21 protein-coding genes are annotated in these 26483 nt (G+C 64.1%); 16 read left to right on the plus strand and 5 right to left on the minus strand.

Going from position 1 to position 26483, the window contains the following annotated elements; all coding sequences use genetic code 11:
- Positions 1–3: 3 nt before the first annotated feature.
- Positions 4–873 carry a LysR substrate-binding domain-containing protein gene (locus DQ397_RS19390; protein WP_043212735.1) on the minus strand — a complete coding sequence of 290 codons (870 nt, stop codon included), beginning with the start codon at positions 871–873 and terminating at the stop codon, positions 4–6.
- Positions 874–1135: 262 nt separating this feature from the next.
- Here DQ397_RS19390 and DQ397_RS19395 point away from each other — a divergent pair, with 262 nt between their 5' ends.
- The 5 genes from DQ397_RS19395 to DQ397_RS19415 all read left to right on the plus strand — a co-directional run bounded on the left by DQ397_RS19395 (position 1136) and on the right by DQ397_RS19415 (position 7224).
- Positions 1136–2452, plus strand: coding sequence for an MFS transporter (locus DQ397_RS19395; protein ID WP_043212738.1), 1317 nt, complete (start codon positions 1136–1138; stop codon positions 2450–2452).
- A gap of 13 nt (positions 2453–2465) precedes the next feature.
- Positions 2466–3857, plus strand: coding sequence for an FAD-dependent oxidoreductase (locus DQ397_RS19400; RefSeq protein ID WP_043212739.1), 1392 nt, complete (start codon positions 2466–2468; stop codon positions 3855–3857).
- A 126-nt stretch (positions 3858–3983) separates the two neighbouring features.
- Positions 3984–4694 (plus strand): YebC/PmpR family DNA-binding transcriptional regulator, encoded by a 711-nt coding sequence (locus DQ397_RS19405; protein ID WP_043212740.1) that lies wholly within the window; start codon positions 3984–3986, stop codon positions 4692–4694.
- Positions 4695–4779: 85 nt separating this feature from the next.
- Entirely contained in the window at positions 4780–5724 is a 945-nt protein-coding gene (locus tag DQ397_RS19410) for a LysR family transcriptional regulator (RefSeq protein ID WP_043212743.1), read from the plus strand.
- 87 nt (positions 5725–5811) lie between these two features.
- Positions 5812–7224 carry a DOPA decarboxylase gene (locus DQ397_RS19415; RefSeq protein WP_148921597.1) on the plus strand — a complete coding sequence of 471 codons (1413 nt, stop codon included), beginning with the start codon at positions 5812–5814 and terminating at the stop codon, positions 7222–7224.
- A gap of 94 nt (positions 7225–7318) precedes the next feature.
- Here DQ397_RS19415 and DQ397_RS19420 read toward each other — a convergent pair whose 3' ends face one another.
- Positions 7319–8692 carry an MFS transporter gene (locus DQ397_RS19420; protein ID WP_043213724.1) on the minus strand — a complete coding sequence of 458 codons (1374 nt, stop codon included), beginning with the start codon at positions 8690–8692 and terminating at the stop codon, positions 7319–7321.
- 416 nt (positions 8693–9108) lie between these two features.
- Here DQ397_RS19420 and quiC point away from each other — a divergent pair, with 416 nt between their 5' ends.
- On the plus strand, positions 9109–11016 hold the full coding sequence (gene quiC, locus DQ397_RS19425; RefSeq protein WP_043213722.1) for a 3-dehydroshikimate dehydratase QuiC: 1908 nt from the start codon (positions 9109–9111) through the stop codon (positions 11014–11016).
- A gap of 147 nt (positions 11017–11163) precedes the next feature.
- On the plus strand, positions 11164–11835 hold the full coding sequence (locus DQ397_RS19430; protein ID WP_043213716.1) for a TetR/AcrR family transcriptional regulator: 672 nt from the start codon (positions 11164–11166) through the stop codon (positions 11833–11835).
- A gap of 36 nt (positions 11836–11871) precedes the next feature.
- On the opposite strand, the gene DQ397_RS19435 is transcribed toward DQ397_RS19430, so the two are convergent.
- Complete coding sequence (locus tag DQ397_RS19435) at positions 11872–12879, minus strand: GlxA family transcriptional regulator (RefSeq protein ID WP_043213714.1); 1008 nt, start codon at positions 12877–12879, stop codon at positions 11872–11874.
- Between the two features lie 127 nt (positions 12880–13006).
- On the opposite strand from DQ397_RS19435, the gene DQ397_RS19440 reads away from it, so the two are divergent.
- The 8 genes from DQ397_RS19440 (at position 13007) to DQ397_RS19475 (ending at position 23191) form a co-directional block, all read left to right on the plus strand.
- Positions 13007–13474 carry a hypothetical protein gene (locus DQ397_RS19440; protein WP_043213709.1) on the plus strand — a complete coding sequence of 156 codons (468 nt, stop codon included), beginning with the start codon at positions 13007–13009 and terminating at the stop codon, positions 13472–13474.
- Positions 13475–13550: 76 nt separating this feature from the next.
- The gene (locus tag DQ397_RS19445) at positions 13551–13763 is read left to right on the plus strand and encodes a PLDc N-terminal domain-containing protein (protein ID WP_043213707.1); all 213 of its coding nucleotides are present in this window, start codon (positions 13551–13553) and stop codon (positions 13761–13763) included.
- 118 nt (positions 13764–13881) lie between these two features.
- Positions 13882–14379, plus strand: a complete 498-nt coding sequence (locus DQ397_RS19450; protein ID WP_043213704.1) for a GNAT family N-acetyltransferase — start codon at positions 13882–13884, stop codon at positions 14377–14379.
- 125 nt (positions 14380–14504) lie between these two features.
- Entirely contained in the window at positions 14505–16601 is a 2097-nt protein-coding gene (locus DQ397_RS19455) for an EAL domain-containing protein (protein ID WP_043213702.1), read from the plus strand.
- A gap of 237 nt (positions 16602–16838) precedes the next feature.
- Positions 16839–17717 (plus strand): DMT family transporter, encoded by an 879-nt coding sequence (locus tag DQ397_RS19460; protein ID WP_043213699.1) that lies wholly within the window; start codon positions 16839–16841, stop codon positions 17715–17717.
- Positions 17718–17995: 278 nt separating this feature from the next.
- Positions 17996–20248 (plus strand): catalase/peroxidase HPI, encoded by a 2253-nt coding sequence (gene katG / locus DQ397_RS19465; protein WP_043213697.1) that lies wholly within the window; start codon positions 17996–17998, stop codon positions 20246–20248.
- 250 nt (positions 20249–20498) lie between these two features.
- The gene (locus tag DQ397_RS19470) at positions 20499–21710 is read left to right on the plus strand and encodes a M24 family metallopeptidase (protein ID WP_043213695.1); all 1212 of its coding nucleotides are present in this window, start codon (positions 20499–20501) and stop codon (positions 21708–21710) included.
- A gap of 152 nt (positions 21711–21862) precedes the next feature.
- Positions 21863–23191, plus strand: a complete 1329-nt coding sequence (locus DQ397_RS19475; RefSeq protein WP_148921598.1) for an MFS transporter — start codon at positions 21863–21865, stop codon at positions 23189–23191.
- Between the two features lie 159 nt (positions 23192–23350).
- Here DQ397_RS19475 and DQ397_RS19480 read toward each other — a convergent pair whose 3' ends face one another.
- The gene (locus tag DQ397_RS19480; RefSeq protein ID WP_148921599.1) at positions 23351–24349 is read right to left on the minus strand and encodes a GlxA family transcriptional regulator; all 999 of its coding nucleotides are present in this window, start codon (positions 24347–24349) and stop codon (positions 23351–23353) included.
- 128 nt (positions 24350–24477) lie between these two features.
- Here DQ397_RS19480 and pssA point away from each other — a divergent pair, with 128 nt between their 5' ends.
- Positions 24478–25848, plus strand: a complete 1371-nt coding sequence (gene pssA, locus DQ397_RS19485) for a CDP-diacylglycerol--serine O-phosphatidyltransferase (RefSeq protein WP_052352490.1) — start codon at positions 24478–24480, stop codon at positions 25846–25848.
- Here the strand turns inward: pssA and DQ397_RS19490 are convergent.
- Positions 25832–26341, minus strand: coding sequence for a DoxX family protein (locus DQ397_RS19490; RefSeq protein ID WP_043213689.1), 510 nt, complete (start codon positions 26339–26341; stop codon positions 25832–25834). The genes pssA and DQ397_RS19490 overlap by 17 nt on opposite strands.
- Positions 26342–26483: the final 142 nt, after the last annotated feature.

A 26483-nucleotide genomic window follows, 5' to 3' on the forward strand; every position in this document is an offset into this window, starting at 1 on the left:
TTGTCAGTGTTCTTCCTGCACCATCTGCAGGAAAGTCGCCACCACCCGCCGAGTGCGCTGCTCGCTCAGGCAGACCAGCGTCTCGGTCAGGTGCCGTTGGCAATCAAGGATCGGTAAGGCGCATACCCGTGCATCGGCACCGAATTCGGCCGCTGAGACCACGCCCACGCCGATCCCCACCACCACTGCCTCGCGGGCTGCCTCACGGCCCTCCACCTGGATCGCCGAGCGTATGCGCAGGCCGGCGCGCTGCATTTCTTCTTCGAGGGTTTGGCGGGTCACCGAGCCGGGCTCACGCAGCACCAGTGGCGTGTCGTCCAGGTCGGCCAGGTGGATCGCGCCGCGGCTGGCCCAAGGGTGGTTGTGGGAGACGAACGCGACCATCGGGTCGCGGCGCATGGGCACGCAGAACAACCGCTCGTCATCCACATCGCGGCCGAGCAGGGCAAGGTCGGCTTGGTAGCTGAACAGCCGGGCCAGAGACTCGTCAGTGTTGCCCGTTTCGATCTTCACCTGGATGCCCGGGTAGCGCTGGCAGAACCGGGCGATCTGCGGCAGCACGTGTACCGGGGCATCCACGGCCAGTACCAAGCTGCCGGTGTGCAGGGCGCGGGAATCCTGCAGCAGTTCCACCGCCTCGGTCTCGCAGGCAAACAGGCGCTGGGTGATGCCCAGCAGACGCTCGCCCAGGTCGGTCAGTTGGACCGAGCGCTTGTTGCGGTGAAACAGCAACACGCCATAACGCTCCTCCAGTTTGCGGACCTGATCGGAGACCGCCGGCTGGGTCAGAAAGAGTTTTTCGGCGGCGCGGGTAAAGCTGCCGTGCTGGGCGACAGCGTGAAAGGCCTTCAGTTGAGCGTGGGAGACCGACATGACGTACTCCGTTACAAGCTGAGCTTATGTGTGAAATACGATAAATCGATTTTATTTATCAGTCACCAACTGGTTCCATGTCCGACAGTCCGACGGTGCTTTGCAAGCAATCACCGGGGGCCATGGTAATCAGCCGGTCATCCCGATCTGCGGTGCCATCTGACCAGTGACGGTCCTCCTCGTCATGCAGTGCGCAACACAACAACAAAACAGGCGTTTTTTCACATTCTGCCGGCACACTTGAGCAAGAGGTCAGAGTCAAATGAATCAATCCCTAGCGGCCATGAAGCGCTGGCGCGTCCAGATCTTCGCAATCACCTGGCTGGCATACGCCGCCTTCTACTTCACTCGCAAAGCCTTCTCGGTGGCCAAGCTTGGCATCGGCGAGGACCCGACGTTCATGCTCGACAAGGCCGCCATGGCCAACCTCGACGGTATCTACCTGGCCGCCTATGCCGTGGGCCAGTTCACCTGGGGCATGCTCGCCGACCGCTTCGGGCCACGCGTGGTGGTGCTCGGCGGCTTGCTGATTTCCGCAGCCGCTGCCGTGGTGATGGGCAGTTATGCCACGTTCCCGATCTTTGCCACCTGCATGTTGATCCAAGGCCTGGCGCAGTCCACCGGGTGGGCGGGGTTGTGCAAGAACATCGGTAGTTTCTTCCCGGCCGTGCAGCGTGGGCGTGTCCTGGGCCTGTGGAGTTCCTGCTATGCCTTCGGCGGCCTGGTAGCTTCGCCGTTCGCCGGGTGGTGGGCCTACACCCTGATCGGCAGCTGGCACGCGGCGTTCTTCTCCAGCGCCGCGGTGGTGGCGGGCGTGGCCGTTCTGTTCTTCATCTTCCAGCGCAACAAGCCTGAGGATGTGGGGCTGCCGGCGGTGGAGCCGGAGCCGCAGAGCATGGCCCCTGGCGCGAGCCTGGGCAGCGTGTGGGAGCCTTTGAAGGAAATCCTGCGCAACCGTACTGTGCTGACCCTGGGCTTGGCCTACTTCATGCTCAAACCTGCCCGTTACGCGATCTTGCTGTGGGGGCCAGTGATCGTCTTCGAGCAGATGCCCTCGGTGGGCAAGGTCGGCGCGGCCATCATCCCGACGGCCTTCGAGCTGGCCGGCCTGCTGGGGCCGATCCTTATCGGCCTGGCCTCGGACAAGCTGTTCGGCGCGCGCCGCATGCCGGCCTGCGTGATCAGCCTGGTGCTGCTGACGGTCGCCCTGGCGGCGTTCATGGGCGCCATGCACACCGGCAGCGTGGTGTTGGTGGTCGGCTTGCTGTTCGTGATGGGCCTGACCCTGTACGGGCCGGACTCGATGATCAGCGGCGCGGCAGCCATCGACTTCGGTACCGCCAAATCCGGCGCAACCGCCGCCGGTTTCGTCAACGGCTGCGGCTCGGTGGGCGCAGTGCTCGGTGGCCTGCTGCCGGGCTACTTCGACAGCGTCACGGTGTTCATCATCTTCGCCGGCACCGCGCTGTTCTCGGCCCTGGTCCTGCTGCCGCACTGGAACAGCCGCCCGGCCAGCGTCGCTGCGGCCAATGACGTGGCACCCAACACCGCAATGGCAATCAAGCCGGCGCGCACCTAAAGGAAAGCGACCCATGAGACCCTTCTGGCTGCAACAGGCCCTGGACACGGAAGATCAGGCGGTGTGTCCGCCGCTGATCGGCGATGCGCGATGCGACGTGTGCATCGTCGGCGGAGGCTACACCGGCTTGTGGACGGCGCTGATGCTCAAGGAGCAGGCGCCCGAACTGGATGTGATGCTGATCGAGGCGGACATCTGCGGTGCCGGGGCAAGCGGCCGGAACGGGGGATGCGCGCTGTCGTGGTCGGCTAAATACTTCACCCTCGAACGCCTGTTCGGGGTGCAGGAGGCAGTGCGCCTGGTGCGCGAGTCGGAGCGCAGCATCAGCGCCATCGGTGAGTTTTGCGCGGCCAACGGCATCCAGTGCGACTATCGCCTAGATGGCACCTTGTACACCGCGACCAACCAGGCCCAAGCCGGAGGCACCGATGCGGTGATCGCGGCCCTGGAGCAAAAAGGGATCAATTCGTTCCAGCGCCTGCCGTTGGAACAGGTACAACGTCTGGCAGGCTCTGAGCGTCATCTGGAAGGCTGGTACTCACCGGCCGCCGCCACGGTGCAGCCCGGCCGCCTGGTGCGTGGCCTGCGCCGGGTCGCGCTACAACGGGGTGTGCGGATTCACGAAGGCACCGCCATGACGGGGCTGGAGCATGGTGCGCCGGCCCAGGTGCGCACGGCGCGTGGGACCATTCGTGCAGATCGCGTAGTGCTGGGCCTCAATGCCTGGATGGCCCGGGCCTTCCCGCAGTTCGAGCGCAGTGTGGCGATCGTTTCCAGCGACATGATCATCACCGAGCCGTGTCCAGAGCTGCTGCGCGAGATCGGCCTGGTCAGTGGCGTCAGCGTCCTGGACTCGCGGATTTTCGTCCACTACTACCACAACACCAGCGATGGCCGACTGATGCTGGGCAAGGGCGGCAACACGTTCGCCTATGGCGGGCGCATGCTACCAGTGTTCGACCAGCCTTCGCCTTACCAGCCCCTGCTGCGTGAAAGCCTGGGCGATTTCTTCCCGGCGTTGGCCAACGTGCCCTTGGCGGCCAGCTGGAACGGGCCGTCGGATCGCTCGGTGACCGGCTTGCCGTTCTTTGGCCGGCTGGACGGGCAGGGCAACGTGTTCTACGGCTTTGGCTACTCGGGCAGCGGTGTCGGGCCGTGCCACATGGGCGGGCAGATTCTGTCCTCGCTGGCCTTGGGCCTGGACAACCCGTGGACACGCTCGCCGTTGGTCAAGGGGCCGCTCGGTTACTTCCCACCGGAGCCGATCCGTTACCTGGGCTCGCTGATGGTGCGCAATGCCATTCGCCGCAAGGAACGCGCCGAGGACCGCGGCGTGCGGCCACGGCAGTTCGATGTGCGTCTGGCCAAGTTCGCGGCGGCGGCGGGCAAGGCCGACAAGGCTTGATGCCAGGGGAGCCGCTCTGCGGTTGCTGTGCGATTTCTTGTCGATCAAGCAGGCGAGGGCGTATAAACTGCTCCCACTTTTGGCCGGTCGCTTCCTGAACCGGCCGCTGAAACAAAGAGAGTCGACATGGGCGCACAGTGGAAAGCCAAGCATAAAGAAGCCGCAGCCAACGCCAAAGGCAAGATCATGGGCAAGCTGGCCAAGGAAATTCAGATCGCCGCCAAATCCGGTGCCGATCCGGACATGAACCCGCGCCTGCGCCTGGCAGTGGAGCAGGCCAAGAAGGCTTCGATGACCCGTGAGACCCTGGAACGCGCGATCCGCAAGGGCGCAGGCCTGGACGGCGATGCCGTGCAGTACCACGCGGTGACCTACGAAGGGTTCGCCCCGCACCAGGTCCCGCTGATCGTCGAGTGCCTGACCGACAACATCAACCGTACCGTCGCTGAAATCCGCGTCGCCTTCCGCAAGGGCCAGCTCGGCTCCAGTGGTTCGGTCGCCTGGGACTTCAACCACGTCGGCCTGATCGAAGCCACTCCCAACGGCGATGCCGACCCTGAGCTGGCCGCCATCGAATCCGGCGCCCAGGACTTCGAGGAAGGCGAGGAAGAGGGCTCGACCCTGTTCATCACCGACACCACCGACCTGGATGCGGTGCAGAAGGCCCTGCCAGAACATGGTTTCACCGTGACCTCCGCCAAGATCGGCTATACCCCGAAAAACCCAGTCAGCGCAGCCAGCCTGAGCGCAGAAGCCCTGGCCGAAGTCGAGGCGTTCCTGGAAGCGATCGACAACCACGATGACGTGCAGAACGTCTACGTCGGCCTGACTGACTGATCAGCGGGGCCCCCATCGCCGGACACTTCGGCCTCCCGAGGTGTCCGGCGACCGAGGGCACGGCCCTCGCCGGAGTCACCCATCGATGCATCCCACCTTCGCTTCCCTGAGCCTCGCTCACCTGCGTACCCTCGACTGCCTCCTGCAGTTGAAGAACCTCAGCCACGCCGCCGAACGTCTCGGTACCAGCCAGTCGGCCTTGAGCCGGCAACTGGCGCATCTGCGTGACGCCTTCGATGACCCGTTGCTGGTCCGCCAAGGACGCGGCTATGTGCTCAGCGAGCATGCCGAGTCGCTGGTCGAGCCGCTGCGCCAGGTGTTGGAGGAGCTGGCCGCCCTGCGCCAACCCGCCGCCTTCGATCCGGCGCGCTGTGAGCGGCGCTTCTGTATTGCCGCCTCGGACTACGTGGCCGAACACATGCTGCCGCTGCTGGTCAGCGCCTTGGAGCGTGAGGCGCCGGGCGTATCCTTGGAGTACCGCACCTGGCAGGCCGGCCAGTACGCCTTGTTGGCCAGCGGCGAGATCGACCTGGCCACTACCTTGTTCGACGAGTCTCCGCCCAACCTGCACGGCCGGCTGCTGGGGGAAGACCGCGCGGTGTGCCTGATGCGCGACGATCACCCACTGACCGCCCAGCAGAGCTTGAACCAGGAGGATTACCTGGCCTTCAAGCATGTGCGCATTTCCGGCGGCGGCGACAAGGACAGCTTCATCGACCGTCATTTGCGTGCCCAGGGGTTGCAGCGGCGGATCAGCCTGGAGGTGCCGTTCTTCTCTGCCACGGTGCAGGTGATCGGTAATGGCCAGGCGCTGGCGACCGTGCCCGAGCACATCGCCCGCCAGCTGTGTCGTCTGCACCGTCTGGCCTGGCGGCCCCTGGGTTTCATCGAACATACCCAGCGCTATTGGGTGGTCTGGCACCAGCGTTTGCAGGCCTCGGCGGAACACCGCTGGCTGCGCAACCGGGTCTTCGAGTTGTGGCGGCAGTCGCAGTTTGGGGTGCAGGGCGGGCATGCGTCTTCGCCATAGCAACTATGCGCGAAACGGGGTTCTTCGCAGTGCCTGGCGCACCTAGACTCTGTCGTCCATAGCGTCAGCAGCCCAAGGAGATTGCGCGTGAACCCGGAAGACTTTCGCCAATACGGCCACCAATTGATCGACCTGATCGCCGACTACCGCCAAAGCGTCGCCGAGCGACCGGTCATGGCCCAGGTCGAGCCTGGCTACCTCAAGGCCGCCTTGCCCAGCGAGGCGCCACAACAAGGTGAGCCGTTCGAAGCCATCCTCGCCGATGTCGACAAGCTGCTGATGCCGGGTCTGTCCCACTGGCAACACCCCAACTTCTTTGGCTACTTCCCGTCGAACGGCACCTTGTCGTCGGTGCTGGGTGATTTTCTCAGCACCGGGCTGGGCGTGCTGGGGCTGTCCTGGCAATCGAGCCCGGCCCTGAGCGAACTGGAGGAAACCACCCTGGACTGGCTGCGCCAGCTGCTCGGGCTGTCAGCACAGTGGAGCGGGGTAATCCAGGACACCGCCTCGACCAGCACCCTGGTGGCATTGATCTGCGCCCGCGAGCGTGCCACCGACTACGCCCTGGTGCGCGGCGGCCTGCAGGCCCAGGCCAAACCGTTGGTGGTGTATGTCAGCGCCCACGCCCACAGCTCGGTGGACAAGGCTGCGCTGCTGGCCGGCTTTGGCCGCCAGAACATCCGCCTGATCCCCACCGACGAACACTTCGCCATGCGCCCCGAGGCGTTGCAGGCTGCCATCGAGCAGGACCTGGCAGCCGGCAACCAGCCTTGCGCGGTGGTCGCCACCACCGGCACAACGGCCACCACGGCCCTCGACCCGCTGGCGGCGATCGGCGCCATCACTCAGGCGCACAAGCTGTGGCTGCACGTGGACTCGGCCATGGCTGGTTCGGCGATGATCCTGCCCGAGTGCCGCTGGATGTGGGATGGCATCGAGCTGGCCGACTCGGTGGTGGTCAATGCCCACAAGTGGTTGGGTGTGGCGTTCGACTGTTCGATCTACTACGTGCGTGATCCACAACACCTGATCCGGGTGATGAGCACCAACCCCAGCTACCTGCAATCGGCAGTCGATGGCCAAGTGAAAAACCTGCGCGACTGGGGTATCCCCCTGGGCCGGCGTTTCCGTGCGCTGAAGCTGTGGTTCATGTTGCGCAGCGAAGGCGTCGAGGCCCTGCAGCAGCGCCTGCGCCGGGACCTGGACAACGCCCGCTGGCTGGCCGAGCAGATCGAGGCCGCACCGCACTGGCAGTTGTTGGCGCCGGTGCAGTTGCAGACGTTGTGCATTCGTCACTGCCCGCCGGGGCTGGAGGGGGAGGCGTTGGATGCCCATACCCGGGCCTGGGCGGATCGGCTCAATGGCTCCGGCGATGCCTACGTGACCCCGGCGACCCTGGAGGGGCGCTGGATGGTGCGGGTGTCGGTGGGGGCGCTACCGACCGAGCGGGCGCATGTGGAGCAGTTGTGGGCGAGGCTTCAGACCATCGTCAACGGCTGACAGCAGCCTCTATGAACCCCGTTCCCACAAGGTCAGCTGGGCCCTGCGGGAGCGGGCTTTTTGCGCGGCTCAGGCCGCTCTCACAGGGTGTGTGTCAGCGGCTCACCGCCTGGAAACTGCTTTTGCGGCTGGCTTCATAGGCGCCTTTGTCCATGGGCCTGGCCTGTGGGTTGCCCAGGTCTTCCATGGCCAGACGGTGGGTTTCCGGCGCGATGTAGGCGGCGAGGGCGCACAGGCAGGTGATGAAGAACGCCAGGCTACCGACCACCAGCGGAATGTTGTCCGAGCCGGGCGGGGCGACGGTGGCGAACAGCGCGGGCAACATGGCGGTGAGCATGGTGCCGATGTTTTGCGCAATGGCCATGGCCGAGACGCGATAGCGGGTCTGGAACAGCTCCGGGTAGAAGCTTGGGAATACCGCGTTGTACCCCTGGTAGACCATGCCCCACATCAGGATCGACACGCCAAAGGCCAGCGGCACGTTCTGGATGCTGATCGCATAGAGGTAGACGAAGGCCAGCAGGCCCGAGCCCAGGCAGCCGGCGATCATGGTCGGGCGACGGCCAATCTTGTCCGACAGGTTGCCGACGAACGGGATCACCAGCACCGCGACGAAATTGCCCACCACCGGGATCCACAGGTACACGCTCTTGTCGAAGCCGATGCCATAGGCCGGTTGTACCGCGTAGGCTGCGCCGAAGATGGTTGCCACCACCGGAATCACGTTCATCAACGCCATGAAGGCCACCAGCACCATGCATTTCCAGCTGTGTCGGAAGGCTTCACTGATCGGCGACTTGGCGACTTTGTCCTGCTGTTCTTCCTGCACGAAGGCCGGGGTCTCGTGGACTTCCTTGCGGATGAAATAGCCGGCCACCAGCACCAGCGCGCTCATCAGGAACGGGATACGCCAGCCCCATTCATTGAAGGCCTCGCTAGGCATGAAATAAGCCAGCGGCAGGAACACCGCCGCTGCCATCACCTGGCCGGCCTGCACGCCTTGCAGGGTGTAACTGGCGTAGTAGCCACGCCGCCCGAACGGGGCGTGCTCCATGATCATCGAGCTGGCGCCGGAGATCTCGCCGGCCACCGCGAAGCCTTGGACCAGGCGCAGCACCACCAAAAGGGCCGGGGCCAGCAGGCCGATGTCGTGGTAGGTCGGCAGCAGGCCGACGGCCATGGTCGACAGCCCCATCAGGAACATGCACAGCAACAAGACGTTCTTGCGACCGCGGGTATCGCCCCAATGGCCGAGTACGAAGGCGCCCAGCGGGCGGGCCAGGTAGCCGACCCCGTAGGTCGCCAGCGAGGCGATGATGGCCATTTTCGGGTCGGTGGAGGGGAAGAAGATCTGCGGAAAGATCAGTGCCGCAGCCTGGGCATAAATGAAGAAGTCGTAGTACTCGAGTGCCGAGCCGATCCACCCGCTGGCGGTCGCTTTCTTGGCTTGGGAGTTGGAGTGGGCCATCGTTTTCTCCGGTGTTCTTGTAGGTCAGCGGGAGGCTGTTCAGGAGTGATCAGTCGATGACTGATGCCGATGGGACGAACAAGCAGGTGCGGGTCGCAGGGCGAGGGAAGTGTGCATAGGTCGGTACCCGGTTATTGAATTTATTATGCCGTGACGCTGGGCCTGTCAGCACGACACCTGCTGAACGTGGGGGCAGGGGCCGTTGCTGGGGATTCATGGTTGTCCAGGGGCAGACCTGAATCAATTCGCCAAAACCGCTTTTGTTCGGTAATCGAACAAAAACTAACTGTTTCGTACAAAACGCATTGCGGGGCTGACTTTACCTGCGAATAATCGATCGTGCCAGGCTCCCACGGGCCTGTGACCGTCAGCCCGCGCAACCTTCGGGGGGCGCGCCAATAACAAGGAACTCCCCCATGCAGCGTTCGATTGCCACCGTGTCCTTGAGCGGTACATTGCCGGAAAAGCTCGAAGCCATTGCCGCTGCCGGCTTCGACGGCGTCGAGATCTTCGAGAACGATCTTCTGTATTACGCCGGCAGCCCCCGTGAAGTCCGTCAGTTGTGCCGCGATCTGGGCCTGGCGATCACGCTGTTCCAACCGTTTCGCGACTTCGAGGGCTGCCGACGCGAGCGCCTGCAGAAAAACCTCGACCGCGCCGAGCGCAAGTTCGACCTGATGCAGGAGTTGGGCACCGACCTGGTGCTGGTGTGCAGCAACGTCCAGGCCGACGCCCTGGGCGATGAGCAGCTGCTGGTGGACGATCTGCGCCTGCTCGCCGAGCGTGCCGGCCAGCGCGGGCTGCGCATTGGCTATGAAGCGTTGGCGTGGGGGCGTCACGTCAATACCTACCAGCAGGTATGGAACTTGGTGCGCCAGGCCGATCATCCGGCCCTGGGGGTGATCCTCGACAGCTTCCACACCCTGTCGCTCAAGGGCGATCCGAGTGGCATCCACCAGATCCCTGGCGAGAAGATCTTCTTCGTGCAGATGGCCGATGCCCCGATCCTGGCCATGGATGTGCTGGAGTGGAGCCGGCATTTCCGCTGCTTCCCTGGCCAGGGTGAGATGGATCTGGCGGGTTTTCTCGCCCCGATTCTGGCTACGGGGTACCGCGGCCCACTGTCGCTGGAGATCTTCAACGACGGTTTCCGCGCCGCCCCGCCCCGGCAGAACGCCGCCGATGGCCTGCGCTCGTTGCTTTACCTGGAGGAGCAGACCCGCGTGCGGCTCGCTGAGCAAGCTTGTACCGTGGAGCCGGGCGTGTTGTTCGACCCGCCGCCGGCCAGCGGCTACGAGGGCGTTGAGTTTCTCGAGTTCGCGGTGGACGAGGCCACCGGAGCGCAGTTGGGCGCATGGCTCAAGCGCCTGGGCTTTGCCGAAAGCGGACAGCACCGCAGCAAGGACGTGCGCCTGCTGCGCCAGGGCGAGATCAATATCGTGCTCAATGCCGAACCCTATTCCTTCGCCCACAACTTCTTCGAGGCCCATGGCCCATCGCTGTGTGCCACGGCGCTGCGCGTCACCGACGGCCAGGCCGCCCTGGGGCGGGCGACCGCTTATCGAGGGCAACCGTTCCGTGGATTGGTCGGCCCCAACGAGCGGGAGATCCCCGCTGTGCGCGCCCCCGACGGCAGTCTGATCTATCTGGTGGAGCAGGCGGGCGAGGGCCAGACGATCTATGACAGCGATTTTCGCCTCGACCCGCAGGCCATTCCCAGTGGCGGCCTGCAGCGCATCGACCACATGGCCCTGGCGCTGCCGGCCGAGTCGCTGGACAGCTGGGTGCTGTTTTACAAGAGCCTGTTCGATTTTGCCGCCGACGACGAGGTGGTGTTGCCCGACCCCTATGGTCTGGTCAAGAGCCGCGCCCTGCGTAGCGCCTGCGCCACGCTTCGGCTGCCGCTGAACATCTCGGAAAACCGCAACACCGCCATCGCCCACGCGCTTTCGAGCTACCGTGGCTCGGGCGTGCACCACATCGCCTTTGCCTGCGAGGACATCTTTGCCGAGGTTGCCCGGGCCAAGGAAGCCGGCGTGCCGCTGCTGGAAATCCCGCTGAACTACTACGACGACCTGGCGGCGCGCTTCGACTTCGACGATGAGTTCTTGAGCGAACTGGCGTACTACAACGTGCTCTATGACCGCGATGCCCAGGGCGGGGAGCTGTTCCACGTGTACACCGAGCCGTTCGAGGGGCGGTTCTTCTTCGAGATCCTGCAGCGCAAGGGAGATTACGCAGGGTACGGCGCGGCCAACGTGGCGGTGCGCCTGGCGGCGCTGGCCAAGGCGCGCAGCGGGGCAGGGCGCAAGCCGGTCCTGTGACGACTCGGGTTTGCGGTGTTTCGACCAGGGCCCACCAGACCAGGTAGGGCCCACCAAACCTGACTACCCGACCAACACCACGCTTCCCTGCATCGTCCCGCTCGCGGATAATCCCACCCCATTGAAAACAACAGCCTGCGAGTGGGTATGAGTGATTCGGTAGTCAATCTCGGCCAGCCTGAGATCGAAGGGCCGCGCAAGTCGCGCAAGAACAACCCCGAAAAAACCCGCGAGGACATCCTCCAGGCCGCCATTCACGAGTTCGTCCAGCAAGGTCTGGCCGGGGCGCGGGTCGACGCCATCGCCGAGCGCACCGCCACCTCCAAGCGCATGATCTACTACTACTTCGGCAGCAAGGAGCAGCTGTACGTCGAGTGCCTGGTCAAACTCTACGGCGATATCCGCAAGACCGAGCACAGCCTGGACCTGGAGTCTCTACCGGCCGTGCAGGCCATCGAGCGGCTGGTGGAGTTCACCTTCGACCACCACGACCATAACGTGGATTTCGTGCGCATCGTCTGCACCGAGAACATCCACTACGGCGAGTACGTCAAGCAATCGCCGGTCATCCGCGAGATGAGCAGTCTGGTGCTTGAGGCGTTGGGCCGCACCTTGCGCCGGGGCGTGGAGGAGGGCGTGTTCCGCGCCGGTATCGAGGTGATCGACCTGCACATGCTGATGAGCTCGTTCTGTTTCTACCGGGTATCCAATCGCCACACCTTCAGTGAGATCTTCCAGATCGACCTCTCCGACGAGCAGATCAAGCAGCGCCACAAGCAGATGATCTGTGACGCGGTGCTGCGCTACATCCGCGCTTGATTCATGCCTTCGGGGCTGCAAAGCAGCCCCAGAAACTCATTCGCCCAGCCGTTGCTCGCGCGAGGGTGGATACCCGAAGTACGCCGCATAGCACTTGCTGAAGTGCGACACCGAGACAAAGCCGCAGGCCACCGCCACTTCCATCACTGACAGGTCGGAGTACTGCAGCAGGCGGCGGCTCTTGGTGATGCGCAGTTCCATGTAGTAGCGCCGTGGCGAGGTGCCGAGCTGCGCCTGGAACAGGCGGTCGATCTGGCGCCGCGAGCGTCCGCTGTAGGCGGCCAGCTGGTCGAGGCTCAGGGTTTCCTCAAGGTTGTTCTCCATCAGTTCGACGATGGTGCGCAGATGCAGGCTCATGGACTTCTTCGCCCCCGGCCCGACCTGGCGATAGCGGGCGCCGGAGAACGAGAGAATTTCCTCGACCCCTTCGGCCAGCGCATCGCCATACAGGCGTCGGACCAGGCCGAGCATCAATTCCATCGCGCCGTTGGGGCTGGCGGCGGTCAGGCGGTCACGGTCGAGGGTGAAGCTGGCCGGTGTCAGGCGGGTTTGCGGGCTGCGCTCGGCAAGGCTGGCGCGCTGCTCTGGATGAATGCTGCAGCCGTAGTCGTCGAGCACGCCAGCGCGACCGAGGAACCACGCGCCGTTCCACAGCCCGCCCAGCGCCATGCCATGGGCGGCGCAGTCACTGAGCATGCGGTCGAGTTCGGGGTACTTGAGCGGCGTGCGCAAGCCGCCACAGATCACCAGCAGGTCCAGCTCCTTGAGGCTGGCGGCGTTCAGTTCGCTGGCCACCAGCTCTAGGCCCAGGTCGCTCAGCACCCGGTCGCCCTTGGGCGAGAGCGGCGTGAAACGGAAGCTGTCGGCGCGCAGCAGATTGGCCGTCACCAGCACATCCATCGCCACGGTGAAGCTGGCCATGGAGAAGTGTTCGAGCAGGACGAAGTCGACCCGATAGGGCATCTGACCGTTACCGGCAGTGGACTTGAGCCTCAACATGTTGCTGGTGCTGGTTTTCTGGCTGAACTGGCGTGGCGTGGACACTGCTGACTCCGCTTCCTGGCTGGCCGGATGAGTGTGCTGGGAGTCTGCGGGAAAGACAACCGGAGCACGCATGGCGGGCGCAGGGTCACTGGGCTATGCTGAGCCACCGCCTCGAGGACAATCCCCGATGAAATACGCCGCCGCATTGCTGCTGAGCCTGCTCCCACTGCTGGCCCAGGCGCTGGAGTCGGGCGACACGCTCGCACCCTGGACGCTGCTCGATCAATACGACCAGCCCTACAGCCTCGATACCGACACCCGCATCCTGCTGGTGGCACGCGACATGGATGGCGCAAAGCTCGTCAAGGCCGCCTTGGCCGAGCAACCCAAGGGGTATCTGCAAGCGCGTCATGCTGTGTTCCTTGCTGACATCCAGCGCATGCCCGCGATCATCGGCAAGCTGTTCGCCATCCCCGCCATGCGCGATTACAACTACCGCGTGGTGCTCGACCGCGAGGGACGGGTGGCCAGCCGCTATGGCGTCGGGGAGGGGCAGGTGCTGTGGCTGCAACTGGATCACCGGGTGCTCGCCGGGCAGCGGGTGTACACCGATGCCACGGCGCTCAAGGCCGCCCTGGAGCGGGCCACGCCTTGAGCCAGCCTGACGGATCCGACTGAACCCTTGCGCCTGAGCGTCGCCCAATGCAGTACATGCTTACGGGAGAACGCTCATGGAAATCGGAACGATCTGGATCATTGTCGCGGCCATTCTCATCCTGCTGGAGATCGTCGCCATCTGGCACATCATCGGCAGCGACCGGCGTGCCGAACGCAAGATGTTATGGGTCGTCTTCGTGGTGTATGTGCCCTTGCCAGGGCTGATCTTCTGGGCCTGGAAAGGGCCGCGAGCGGTCAAGGGCAGGGCGGTGCTGGAAGAACGATGATGGCCAGGGCCGCATCGCCTTGCGCCGCAGGCTGTCGCCAGTTCCCAGGGGGAATCCGGGGCGCAACGCGCCCCGCGAACTTCGCTAGAATCCCACCTCTTTTTCGCCGAGCCACACCATGCACGCCCCCCTCCAACTGCTCCAGACCTCCGCCGACCAGGCCGAGCTGATCCGCAACCTCTACCAGTTCTACGCCTACGAGTCCTCCGACTGGGAAGCCGAAGACGTCGAAGTGGACGGGCGCTTCTATATCCACGAAGAACACCTGGTCCGGTATTGGCAATCGCCCGGCTGGAGTGCCAGCGTGATCTTGGTCGATGGCTTCATCGCAGGCTTTGTGCTGATCGAGCGCAGTGAGCTGCCGGGGCTTGCGGCCACGGAACTCGCCGACCTGTTCATTCTCAAGCGCTATCGCCGCCAGGGCATCGGCAAAGCCATTGCCCAGCAACTGCTATGCAGCGGTACAGGAGACTGGCTGCTGCGCTGCTACGCCCAAGACCCGCCTGCGGTGGCGTTCTGTCGCGCTGTGCTGGCGGACTTGCCCCGTGCCTGGCGGGCTATCGCCCTGGACGATGAGCCGCCGCTGCTCAACTTTCTGGTCTCGCCCGTCCACTGAGCTGACCATAAATTTTTGTGACGCACTTCACAAAACGCTTTCGGCTAACGGCATAATGCCAGCACTTGATGACTTCGATCCGGCCCTGACAGGCCGGCATGTTCCGTGCTGCCATAGGGTAAATCATGACGCCAGTCAGCCCCGACCTCATGTACCGGCTGTTGATCCAAAGTGTGGCGGATTACGCCATCTACCTATTGACCCCCGATGGCAGGGTGGCCAACTGGAATCCCGGAGCGCAGCGGGCCAAGGGGTATTCGAGCGAGGAGATTGTCGGCAAGCATTACTCGCTGTTCTACCACGAGGATGAACGTGCTGCGGGGCTGCCGCAGCAGAACCTCGAGCAGGCCCGGCGCACCGGTCGCTTCGAGGCCAGCGGCCTGCGCCTGCGCAAGGACGGATCGGCGTTCCATGCCCATGTGGTGATCGACGCGGTGCACGACGACCAAGGGCAACTGGTGGGGTTCGCCAAGACCACCCGCGACATCTCCGAGCACCGGCGCCAGGAGGCCGAGCTGCGCCAGGCCAAGCAGTTGGCCGAGCAGTACAGCCAGGAAATGGCCGACCTGTCGCGTTTTCTCGACTCGGTGATCGCCAACATCCCAGCCAGTGTCATCGTCCAGGACCTCGACAGCCAGCGCATCCTGCTGGCCAACCAGCAAGCCGAGCAGCTGTTTGGCGCTCAGGGCACATGCATGGTCGGCCAGTTGCCCGAGCAGTGCCTGGCACCTGAAGCTGCCCAGTACCTGACCCAGCAGCTGGCCCGAGGCGCGCGCAGTGTCAAGGGTTATGCCGATGAGAGTCGCGTGGCCACAGCGCTCGGCCTGCGCACCTTGCGCAGCAGGACGTTGCTCAGCCAGAACCGCGAAGGGCAGGCTGACTACGTGCTGTTCGTGGCCGAGGATGCCACCGAGGAACTGGCGGCCCACGCCCAGATCCACTACATGGCGCACCATGATGCGTTGACCGGCTTGCCCAATCGCACCCTGTTCAGCGAGCGGCTCAAGCAGGCGCTGGGCCGCGGCCAGGACAGCGGCAAGTTGACCGCGACCCTGTGCCTTGACCTGGATAATTTCAAGAACATCAACGACTCCCTCGGTCACGCCTTCGGCGACAAGCTGCTGCGCGCGCTGGGCAAGCGCCTGCGCCGCGAGTTGCGCGAGCACGACACCCTGGCCCGGCTTGGCGGCGATGAGTTCGCCGTGGTCCTGGCCGGGCTGGATACCCGCGAGGCCGCCTGCCATACCGCCCAACGCCTGATCGAGGCGATCAGCCCGCCGTTTCGCATCGAAGGGCATCAGTTTTCGGTGGGCGTGAGCATTGGCATCGCCCTTGCGCCGGACGATCATGGCCAGGCCGAGCAACTGCTCAGCTATGCCGACATGGCCCTGTACGAGGCCAAGCGCAACGGCCGTAACCGCTACGAATGCTTCAGCGTCGAGATGGATGTCGCTGCCCGCCAGCGCCGTCTGGTGGAGACCGACCTGCGCACTGCCTTGCACCTGGGGCAGTTGCAGTTGCACTACCAGCCAGTGGTGGACCAGCAAACCAACAGCGTCACCGGCTACGAAGCCCTGCTGCGCTGGGAGCACCCCACCCGTGGCATGGTCATGCCCATGGACTTCATCCCCATCGCCGAGGAAACCGGGCTGATCCACGAGATCGGCACCCGCGCCCTGAATCTAGCCTGCCAGGAAGCCGCCACGTGGGAAGGCACCCAGACGGTATCGGTGAACCTGTCCGCCGTGCAGTTCAAGAGCGCCAACCTGGTACAGACCGTAGCCCTGGCCCTGGCCGATTCAGGGTTGGCGGCGCAGCGGCTGGAACTTGAGATCACCGAGTCGGTTTTATTGGGCAACAGCGAGGAAAACGTACGCACCCTGCGGGCGCTCAAAGATCTGGGGGTATCGATTTCCCTCGACGATTTCGGCACGGGATATTCATCGCTCGGGTACTTGCGCTCGTTTCCGTTCGACCGGATCAAGATCGACAAGTCGTTCGTCCATGACATGTGCGACAGCCGCGAAGCGATGTCGATCATTCGCGCCATCACCGAACTGTCCAACAGCCTGATGATCAAGACCACGGCCGAAGGGGTGGAATCGCCTGAACAGATGCGCCGCCTGGCGGCGGAAGGGTGCTCGCATTTCCAGGGATACCTGTATGGCAAGCCGGCGCCAGCGAGCCAGCGGCTCAGGAGTGTCGTGCCCGTGCAAGGCTGAAGCTCGGCGGTGCTTGCTTGGCGAGTGAACTCGCCCCCACAGGTTCGGTGTCGCTCTCAATTGCACCGCATACCTATAGGAGCACCGGCCGAAGCAGGTGGAGGCGGTACCCACACTGGCAAATCCGGTCGATCAGCGAACACAAACCCGTGCACGCCGATTTCTCATCCCGGTGCATCTCTTCTAGAATCCGCCCATACCTGCGCCGGCCCTGCCACGCGCGCCGTCGAGAGCGCCATGAGTTCCAGAACCCCGCTGTCCGGAGTCAACCAACCGCTGCGCGGCATCGCCCTGGTGGTCGTGGCAACGTTCCTGTTCGCCAGTCACGATGCGCTGTCGAAGTTCCTCGGTGGCTTGTACCCGATCGTCATGGTGGTGTGGGCGCGCTATCTGGTGCACACCCTGCTGATGGCGGGGATCTTCCTGCCCAAAGCCGGCATGGCAGTACTGCGAACCCGCCGGCCGCTGCTGCAGACCCTGCGAGCCCTGAGTCTGCTGAGCACCAGCCTGCTGTTCACTGCAGGCTTGCAGTATCTGCCGCTGGCCGAGGCGACGTCGGTCAACTTCCTGGCTCCGGTGCTGGTCACTGCGCTCTCGGCACCACTGCTCAAGGAGCGTGTCTCCCTCGGCCAATGGGTGGCGGTGGTGATGGGCTTTATCGGCGTGCTGGTGGTTGTGCATCCGGGCGGGGCGATGTTCACGCCGGCGATCCTCTTCCCCCTGGGCTCGGCACTGGGTTTTTGCTTCTATCAATTGCTGACCCGCAAGCTGTCCGCCTATGACTCCCCGACCACCAGCAACTTTTACGCCGGGCTGTGCAACACCCTGGTGCTCAGTGCCCTGGTGCCGTTCTTCTGGCAACTGCCCCACTGGAATCACGCCTTGCTGATGCTGGCCTTGGGCGGCTGCGGCATGACCGCCCATCTGCTGCTGACCCAAGCCTTCCGCTTCGCCGCCCCAGCCTTGCTGGCGCCGTTCAGCTACTGTCAGATCGTTTTCGCAGGGCTGTTGGGGCTGGTGATTTTCAGCCAGGTACCTGAAACCAGCAGCCTGGTGGGCATCGCCATCATCTGCCTGAGTGGGTTGGGCGCAGCCTGGATGCAGCGCGGCAAGTGAACCTCGGCCCCCGAAAGTCCCAGCCTATTACCCCCACATAGCCACTCTATTAGAAACCTGCCGCCGCTCGGCTAGTCTTCATTCTGCCCCGTGACAACGGCGGGTGGGCGTGGGCAGGGATACCCCTCGGGGCGCCTGCTTTTTCCGCCGTTGACGAGCCTGTGTCGGGCTTTCGCCGACGCGACCTGATGAGGGGGCGCATGAGCTTGCGTGCTCAACCGATCGAACACCTGGCCTAGACCGGGAAATCTGGACAACCGACCCAAAGGTACACGCAGATGTCGAACGAATCGAAATGCCCGTTTCATCAAACCGCGGGTGGTGGCACCAGCAACCGTGACTGGTGGCCGGACCAGCTGAACCTGAAGATCCTCCACCAGCATTCTGCCAAGTCCGACCCGATGGATCCCGGTTTCGACTACGCCAAAGCGTTCAAGAGCCTCGACTTCCAGGCCCTCAAGCAGGACCTGCACGCCTTGATGACTGACTCCCAGGACTGGTGGCCCGCCGACTTCGGCCACTATGGCCCGCTGTTCATCCGCATGGCCTGGCACAGTGCCGGTACCTACCGCATCGGCGATGGTCGCGGCGGCGCAGGCTCTGGCCAGCAACGTTTCGCGCCGCTCAACAGCTGGCCGGATAACGTCAGCCTGGACAAGGCCCGGCGCCTGCTCTGGCCCATCAAGCAAAAATACGGCAACAAGATCTCCTGGGCCGACTTGATCGTGCTCACCGGCAACGTCGCCCTCGAATCCATGGGCTTCAAGACCTTCGGTTTCTCCGGCGGGCGCGCAGACGTATGGGAGCCGGACGAAGACGTTTACTGGGGCTCCGAGAAGGTCTGGTTGGGAGGCGACACGCGCTATGGCAAGGCCCAAGCCCCAGGCCAGGGCGACCTGGTGGCCGAGCCGCAGAAGCACGGTGAAGAAGAAAGCCGCACCCTGGGAGGGGAACGTAACCTGGAGAACCCGCTGGCTGCCGTGCAGATGGGGCTGATCTACGTGAACCCGGAAGGCCCGGACGCCAATCCCGACCCTGTGGCCTCGGGCAAGGACATCCGCGAGACCTTCGGGCGCATGGCCATGAACGATGAGGAAACCGTGGCCCTGATCGCCGGCGGACATGCCTTCGGCAAGACCCACGGCGCCGGCCCCGCCGACAACGTAGGCCCTGAGCCAGAAGCCGCAGGCCTCGAGCTGCAAGGTCTGGGCTGGCAGAACAAGTTTGGTACCGGCAAGGGCGGCGACACCATCACCAGTGGCCTGGAAGTGACCTGGACGTCTACCCCGACCAAGTGGAGCAACGAGTATCTGGAGAACTTGTTCAACTTCGACTGGGAACTGACCAAGAGCCCGGCCGGTGCCCACCAGTGGCGGCCGAAGAACGGCGCCGGGGCAGGACAGATCCCCGATGCCCACGATCCTTCCAAGCGTCACGCGCCGGCCATGCTCACCTCCGACCTGGCCCTGCGTTTCGACCCGATCTACGAACCGATCGCCCGGCGTTTCAAGGACAACCCCGACCAGTTGGCTGATGCCTTCGCCCGTGCCTGGTACAAACTGATCCACCGGGACATGGGCCCGCTGTCACGCTACCTGGGCCCGGAAATGCCCCAGGAGGTGCTGCTCTGGCAGGACCCGATCCCGCCGGTGGACCACCCGCTGATCGACGATCAAGACATCGCCGCCCTCAAAGCCAAGGTGTTGGCCTCGGGCCTGAGCGTCGGCGAACTGGTCTCCACCGCTTGGGCCTCGGCCTCGACCTTCCGGGGTTCGGACAAGCGCGGTGGTGCCAACGGCGGCCGCCTGCGCCTGGCGCCGCAGAAGTTCTGGGCAGCCAACCAGCCTGAACAATTGGACAAAGTACTCAAGGCGCTGGAGAAGATCCAGAGTGAGTTCAACGCCTCGGGCAAGAAGGTTTCCCTGGCCGATTTGATCGTGCTGGCGGGCTGCGCCGCGGTGGAAAAAGCTGCCAGGGACGGTGGGCACACAGTCAATGTGCCGTTCAGGCCTGGACGCATGGATGCCTCCCAGGAGCAGACCGATGTCGAGTCGTTCGGTGTGCTCGAGCCCTTGGCCGACGGTTTCCGCAACTTCACCAAAGCCCGCTACAGCGTCAAGGCCGAAAAACTGTTGCTGGACAAAGCCCAGTTGCTGACCCTCACCGCACCGCAGATGACCGTGCTGATCGGCGGCCTGCGGGTACTGGGCGCCAATGTCGGTGGCAGCCGACACGGGGTCTTTACCGACAAGCCCGGTGTGCTGTCCAACGACTTCTTCCGCAACCTGCTGGACATGAGCGTGGAGTGGAAGCCGACCTCGGCGGACAACGAAACCTTCGAAGGTCGCGACCGCAAGACTGGCCAGGTGAAGTGGACCGGTACCCGCGTCGACTTGGTGTTTGGCTCCCACGCCCAGTTGCGGGCCTTGTCGGAGGTCTATGGCAGCAGTGATGGCCAGGACAAGTTCGTCAAGGACTTCGTCGCTGCCTGGGTCAAGGTGATGGAGCTCGATAGGTTCGACTTGAAGTGACCGTGGCTTGAGGGGCCTGTGCGCCCCCTATCGCGATACATGGCCGCCCCACAGGTGCTGCGCACGCCATTGCGCTGTGCCTGTGGGGCGGCCTTGTGTCTAGGTGATCCGCAAAAAGGCCGCCAAGGGGCGGTGGCCGTTTCGCCAATTTCAGGTCGGATAGATACAAAAGCGCCCTTGATCGTTCTGCTGCAATGCATCCCAGGCAACCGGCCTGAACAGCATGCCCATAACGACAAGGAAACCCACCATGCAAATGCCCAAGACCCTGAAGATCCACAATGGCGAGAAGGCCAAACCCACGTTCTGCGCCCAGGAATACGCTGCCCGCCAAGCCCGCCTGCGCGCCTACATGGCCGAGCATGACATCGAGGCGGCGATTTTCACCTCGTACCACAACGTCAACTACTACAGCGACTTCCTCTACTGCTCGTTCGGGCGCCCCTATGCGCTGGTGGTCACCCAGGACAAGGTGGTCTCGATCAGCGCCAACATCGATGGCGGCCAACCCTGGCGGCGGACGGTCGGCACCGACAACATCGTCTACACCGACTGGCAGCGCGACAACTTCTTCGTCGCCATCCAGCAGGCCCTGCCGCTGGCCTCGCGCATCGGCGTGGAGCATGACCATCTCAACCTACAGAATCATGCCAAGCTCGCTGCCTGCTATCCCAAGGCCGAGTTGGTCGACATCGGCGCGCCTTGCATGCGTATGCGCATGATCAAGTCCGCCGCAGAGCAGGCGTTGATCCGTCAGGGCGCGCGTATCGCCGATATCGGTGGCGCGGCAGTGGTCGAGGCCCTGCGCGATCAGGTGCCTGAGTACGAAGTGGCGCTGCATGCCACCCAGGCAATGGTGCGCGAGATCGCCCGCAGCTTCCCTGACGCCGAGCTGATGGACACCTGGACCTGGTTCCAGTCCGGGCTCAACACCGATGGTGCCCACAACCCGGTCACCAGCCGCACGGTGAGTAAGGGCGAGATCCTCAGCCTCAACTGCTTCCCGATGATCGCCGGTTACTACACCGCGCTTGAGCGCACCTTGTTCCTCGACCACTGTCCGGACGAGTACCTGCGCCTGTGGCAAGCCAACGTCGAGGTGCACGAAGCGGGCCTGAAGCTGGTGCGTCCCGGAATCCGCTGCTGCGACATCGCCCGCGAGCTGAACGAGATTTTCCTTCGTCATGACCTGCTGCAGTACCGCACCTTCGGTTACGGCCATTCCTTCGGCACCCTGAGCCATTACTACGGGCGCGAAGCGGGGCTGGAGCTGCGCGAGGACATCGACACCGTCCTCGAGCCAGGCATGGTGGTGTCGATCGAGCCGATGATCATGCTGCCCGAAGGGCACCCCGGCGCGGGTGGCTACCGTGAGCACGACATCCTGATCGTCAACGAGCACGGTGCCGAGAACATTACCCATTTCCCGTACGGGCCGGAGCACAACATCATCCGCAAGTGACCCTCGGGCACGGTCGCGGGCCTGCCCGCGACCTTCCCGCCAGTGACCGCTCGACCCTGCCGCCAATTACAAGAACAGAGGGTATCCGTCATGTCCCAGCGTCATTCCGTTGTGCCGAAATCTCGTTTGCTGCCCGCCCTGGGAGGTGCGCGATGATCACCATGAGCGCCCGTCACCTTGACCTCCCGGCACAGGACGCCGAACGCCAGGCGCTGCGCAAGGCCGCGCGAGCCAGCTTCATGGGCAACTTCGTCGAATGGTTCGACTATGCCGCCTATGGCTACCTGGCCACCATCATTGCCGCCACGTTCTTCCCCGATGCCGACAAGACCACTGGCCTGCTGGCCACCTTTGCAGTGTTTGCCCTGTCCTTCATCGTCCGGCCGTTGGGCGGGGTGGTCTGGGGACATTTCGGTGACCGCCATGGGCGGCGCAACGCGCTGTCGTGGTCGATCCTGATCATGTCGGCGTCGACGTTCTGCATCGGCATATTGCCCAGTCATGCGCAGATCGGCGTGTGGGCACCGTGCCTTTTGCTGCTGATTCGCCTGGTACAGGGTTTTTCCGCCTCCGGCGAGTATGCCGGGGCCTCGGCGTTTCTGGCCGAATACGCGCCAGCAGGCCGTCGCGGGCTGTACACCAGCATCGTGCCGGCCAGCACTGCCGCCGGGTTGCTGTTCGGCGCCGCGTTCGTCGCCGCCTTGCACGCGCTGCTCAGCACCGAGGCCTTGCACAGCTGGGGGTGGCGCCTGCCATTTTTGCTGGCTGCACCGTTCGGCTTGGTGGGGCGCTATATCCGCATGAGTCTGCAGGACACGCCGAAATTCCTGGAGATGGAGCAGCGCCTGGAAAGCAAGGGCTGCGCGGGCGCCACACCGCTGCGCGAATTGCTGACCCTGCACCGGCGCAGTGTGCTGATCGGCATTGGCGTGACCTGCCTGAATGCGGTGGCCTTCTACCTGCTGCTCAGCTACATGCCCACATACCTGTCCAACGAAATGGGCATGAGCGAGCGCGACTCGTTCATTGCCTCGACGGTGTCGCTGGCAACTTACATCGGGTTGATCTTCCTGATGGGGCGCTTGTCGGACCGCTTTGGTCGCAAGCCCATGCTGGTGGTCGCCTCGCTGCTGTTTCTGGGGCTGACGGTGCCGCTGTTCAGTTTGCTCGATCATCAGCCGCTGTTGGTGATCCTGGCGATCCAGATCCTGTTCGGTGCGATGCTGGCGATGAACGACGGCACCTTGCCCTGCTTGCTGGCGGAGATTTTTCCCACACGTGTGCGTTTCAGCGGGTTTGCCTTGAGCTTCAACATCGCCAACGCGCTGTTCGGTGGCACCGCGCCGTTCATTGCCACCTGGCTGATCCAGGTCACTGGCAACAAGCTGGCCCCGGCGGGCTACCTGCTGGTCGCTGCGGTGGTGGCACTGGTGGCTATGCTGGCCTGCCGGGAAACGGCGCATCGTGCGTTGCAGGATTGACTGCGCAGAGCGCCCAGCGCTCCCAACCGGTAGGACGGGTGTTTGCGAGCAATCCAGAACCTGTGGGAGCGGGGTTCACCTGCGAACATCGGCGGAGCCGGTGCCAGGTGCCGCCGGGAAACCTTGTTCGAGGTGAACCCTACCTTCGTTAGCAACCCGTCAGTGCAACGACGCCTGTCGCCGCTCTCCGAGCGGTGACAGGCCAAAGAACCGGCTGTAGCTCTTGGAAAAATGCGCAGGCGAGGTAAAGCCACAGGCCAGGGCGATTTCCCGCACCTGGGCGTCGCTGCGCAGCAGCATCTCCCGCGCCCGTGACAGACGTAGCTCCAGGTAGTACTGGCTGGGGGTGCGCTGCAGGTACTTGTGAAACAGCCGCTCCAGTTGGCGCACCGTCACCTCGTTGAGGGTTGCCAGCTCTTCCAGCCCCAGGGGTTCTTCCAGGTTGGCTTCCATGATCGCCACCACCTGGCTTAGCTTGGGTTGCGCATTGCCGAGGCGGGTGCGCAGCGGAACCCGCTGGCGGTCACGCTCACCACGCACCCGGTCGCACAGCAACAGCTCGGCCGCCTTGGCGGCGATGGCTTGGCCATCGGGCAGGCGGGCGACCAATTGCAACATCATGTCCATGGCGGCCACGCCGCCGGAACAGGTGTAGCGGTCGCGATCGAGCTCGTACAGTTGGTTGGAGATGACGATGCCGGGGAAACGCTCCTTGAGCGCTTCGATGTCTTCCCAGTGGATGGTGCAGCGGTAGCCTTTGAGCAGCTGCGCCCGTGCCAGCAGGTAGCTGCCCGTGCAAATTCCACCCAGGGGTACCCGCTGGCGGGCGAGTTGTCGCAACCAGTCGATCAGCCGGCGGCTGTCACGGTCGTTGGCAATGGGGTTGGCACCTACCACGAACAGGGCATCCAGTGCGGGTGCGTCGGCGATGCCATGGTCAGGTAGCACGCGCATGCCGTTGCTGGCGGTCACAGGTTCCGGCGTGGCGGCGATGACTACGGTGCGAAACAACGGGCGGCAGGCGGCCAGGTTGGCCATGCGCAGGGTCTCGACCGCCGAGGCCAGGCCGATGGTGGTGAAGTTGGGTTGTACCAGAAAGCCGAACGTCCTGGGTGGGGGGAGGGGGGAGGCAGGCTGCGCAGAGCAGGGCTGGACCATGTGCGATTTACCTGTGCAAGCTGAGGCGTCGTTGTATCCGGGCTATAAGAAAAAACCAGCCTTGAGGAATTCTTGTTGTTCTATGCCGTGGCCGGCCCGATAGTACACCCGGATGACAAGGGGCCGGAATGCCCACGACCCGGAGCCCCTTTTGCACAGGAGACGACCGCTTGAACCGTAAATCCGTGCCGGTACCCCAGGAAGGCTTCGCCCTGGCCCCCGGTGCCATCGAGGTGTTGCCCGATGCGGCGAGCTACCGCACTCGCTTGCTTGAGCTGATTGCCAGCGCCACCCAACGTATTGTCATCGTCGCCCTGTACTTGCAAGAGGACGAGGCCGGCCAAGAAGTGCTCGACGCCTTGTACCAGGCCAAGGCGGCGCGACCAGCGCTGGAGGTTCTCGTCGTCGTCGACTGGTTCCGGGCCCGGCGCGGCTTGCTGGGGGCGGGCCGGCAACCGGGCAACGCGGCGTGGTACCAGGCCCAGCGTCAACGCCGAGGCCTTGATGTGGTCATCCATGGTGTGCCGGTACAGACCCGCGAGCTGTTCGGCGTGCTGCACCTCAAAGGCAGCATCATCGATGACCAGGTGCTGTACACCGGGGCGAGCCTGAACAACGTCTACCTACACCGCTTCGACCGCTACCGGCTGGATCGATACCACCTGTTCCACAATGCCGGGTTGGCTGACGCCATGGCCGGCCTGGTGCGGCAGATACTGGCAAGTACCGCGACACCGCGCCTGGACTTGCCTGCACCGCCGACGACCAAACGCCTGCGTGGTGCGATTCGCCGGCTGCGGGCGCGTTTGAGGCACATGGCCTACGACCTGCCCGTGGCTCCGGCCCGGGAAGGGCTGCGGGTGATCCCTCTGTTGGGCATCGGCCGAGGCAATCCGCTCAACCGCAGCGTGTGCGCGCTGCTTGCGGCTGCGCGTTCGCAGATCGTGCTCAGCACACCGTACTTCAACCCGCCCCGTGTACTGATCGCCGAGATCGACCGGGCGCTGGCCCGTGGGGTGACGGTGGAGATGATCATCGGTCACCGAACCGCCAACGATTTCTACGTCGCCCCCGGGCAACCCTTCACCGCCAGCGCCGCCTTGCCCTATCTGTACGAGGACAACCTGCGCGCCTTCGCCCATCGGCGCCAGGGCGCCATTGCCAGCGGCCAGCTGCAGGTGCGGATCTGGAACGATCCGGGGCACACCTTCCATGCCAAGGGCGTGTGGATCGACGAACGCTACAGCTTGCTCACCGGCAACAACCTCAATCCCCGTGGGTTCAATCTGGACCTTGAGAACGGCCTATTGATCGATGACCCCCAGGGACAGTGGCTCGCCCCCCGTGAGGCCGAACTCGAAAGGATCCGTCGGCACGCCCCCCGGCTGTCGTCGGCCGAGGAGCTGGGCGAGGCCGGCGAACACCCGCGCGAGGTGCTCAAGCTGCTGCGGCGGCTGCGCTACAGCCGCCTCGAGCCATTGATCAGACGGGTGCTCTGACTCTCATTGGCTGGAACCGGCCGCGCAGCCAGTGATCCAGGCTCAGGCGGCCGGCCCCTTTGAGCAACAGTGGCAGCAAGGCCACCAGATAGATGACCGGCAGCTTGAAGTTGCCGTAGCCCTGGTTGGTAATCGCATAGCCCTGGGCAAGCTCGGCCAGGCTCGACCACTGCGCCGGCCAGTGCACCGCGGCGATAGCCACTACTGTCACCACCATCAGCACGGCCGAGGCCAGGCGCGTGCCCAGGCCGAGCAGCAGCAACAGCGGGCAGATCAATTCAGCCCACAGCGAGAGCTGCCAGTTCACATTGGCTGGCAATAGGTTGAACGGGAAGGGAAAACTCGCTTGCAGATCAGTGAACCAGTTGGCGCCGTTGAATTTCTCGATACCCGATTCGAAGAACTCCCAGGCCAGGAACAGGCGCAGGGGCAGGTCGGCGCTCCAGGTACCGAGGCGATCCAGGGCGTTAAAGGCGCGGGGCAATGCGTTCATGGTCAGGCTCTCTTGTCAGCAGGTTGGAGAACTCGAGCCCTGGGGCTCGAGGTGTGACAAGGAGTGTGTGCGGCGAGGGTATCTGCAGTGTGTCCAGGGCAGTGGCGTTATGTATCGGCGTGTAGTCGAAGCCGGGGCCGGG

This window comes from Pseudomonas sp. CK-NBRI-02 (genome assembly GCF_008124495.1).
GTDB lineage: Bacteria > Pseudomonadota > Gammaproteobacteria > Pseudomonadales > Pseudomonadaceae > Aquipseudomonas > Aquipseudomonas guariconensis.